The 1623-nt window shown below is 30.2% G+C and carries 1 protein-coding gene; it reads left to right on the top strand.

Annotated features, from left to right (window positions below):
* A partial coding sequence (locus L8X36_RS08035) for a hypothetical protein (RefSeq protein WP_263683323.1) occupies positions 1 to 1623 on the top strand: 1623 nt, incomplete at both ends.

Genomic DNA, 1623 nt, shown 5'->3' with positions numbered 1-1623 from the left:
TACTATTAATGCTAATGATGTGTTACTTATAGGGAATAAGGTAGATATACAAGGTGGTAAATTAGGTAATGAAAAATCTACTACACATTTAGTAGGAAAAAATGTATATATAGACGCAGATAGTACAAATTTAAATTCCACTATCAATGTAACAGCTACAGAGGGTGGTTATTTACAAAAACAAATGATCAATTTTGCAAATAATAATTATAGCTTTGGCGATAATGTAAAAGTAAATGTAGTAAATTATAAAGATTCTAGTGGTACAACTCATATAGGAAGCTCTAATTTCAAAAAAGCTCTAACTATGGGTAATATGGGAGATGAAAAGAAAAATGCTATAGAATGGTGGCACTTTGCAAAAGGTTGGAATGAAGGTTTAGGTGATATTAAAAATGTAGATGAGTTTAGATTGGTAGGGAATATTGATTTTAGTGGCAACAAAGGATATGGTATAGAAGGTGAAGATTGGCAAAACTATGCAAATTATTGTATAGATGGATATGGTTGTACTAATATGATTATTGCAGGAGATGTATATTTTAATAAAATTTTTGATGGTCAAAACTACACTTTAAAAAACATCCACATAGATACAACAAAACTAGATAATATGGACAATGCTAGTATAGGTATATTTGGTGTAGTTGAAAATGCAACATTAAAAAATATCAATGTTGATTACATGGGCGGTGGAATCAATGCTTTTAATAAAAATCATCAAAATATAGTTGCTGGTGGGTTTGTTGGTGTGTTGAGTGAATTTAGTGAAGATGGTAAATTTAGTACTTTTGAAAATATTTCTATTAAAAATTTAGGAGATGTTAAAATATATGCCAAATCGATGGGTGTATTTGGAGGATTTGCTGGTATTTCATATCAAGGGAGGTTTAATAATATAACCTTGGAAAGAAATGGCGATACATATATGGAATCAACTATTTCAAGCGCTATAGGTAGCTTTGGAGGTAGATTTGGTGACTCCACTCTAATTAATATTTTAGTTAACTCTAAAGGGAATATCATTGTTGGGGGAACCGGGGGAATAGCACAATCCCCTTCACTTAATATGGGAGGTTTTATTGGAGGTGCTGTGTGGATAGAAATGGATAATATTTTATTGAATTATAACGGTAATTTAATAATTAAGGAAAATATGTCTGATAGGCAATTTCTTGGTGGTTTTTTGGGTTCTATTAGTAAAGGTGAATTGACAAACATTGCTTTTAATTACAAAGGTAATATTATAGGTCAAGGAAACACTTATGTAGCAGGGTTTGTTGGTAGCACATCAGATACAATTAATTTTAACAAAATATACGTTTTTTTTGATAAAAACACAAAAATAGATGGTAGTATTTTTCATGGAACCGATTGGAATGATAATTCTTCTGTGGTTTTTGATGATACTCATATTTATTATATTGAAAAAGATTCGATTTTTTCAGACCCTTTGAATAACGACTTTAATAAAAATGGTTATATCTCAGATAAAATAAACATCCACACTTATAACGATTCTACTCAAAGCGATGCATATAAAGACTTTTTATCTAAAGCTAACACTATAGAAAAACCATCTAAACCAACCGATCCAACCGATCCAAATGTCATCTTAGATAC

The sequence above is a fragment of the Campylobacter sp. CNRCH_2014_0184h genome (genome assembly GCF_025772985.1).
Taxonomy (GTDB): domain Bacteria; phylum Campylobacterota; class Campylobacteria; order Campylobacterales; family Campylobacteraceae; genus Campylobacter_D.
The sequence above is the reverse complement of the archived record's forward strand: the minus strand, read 5'-3'. Positions and strand labels throughout refer to the sequence as shown.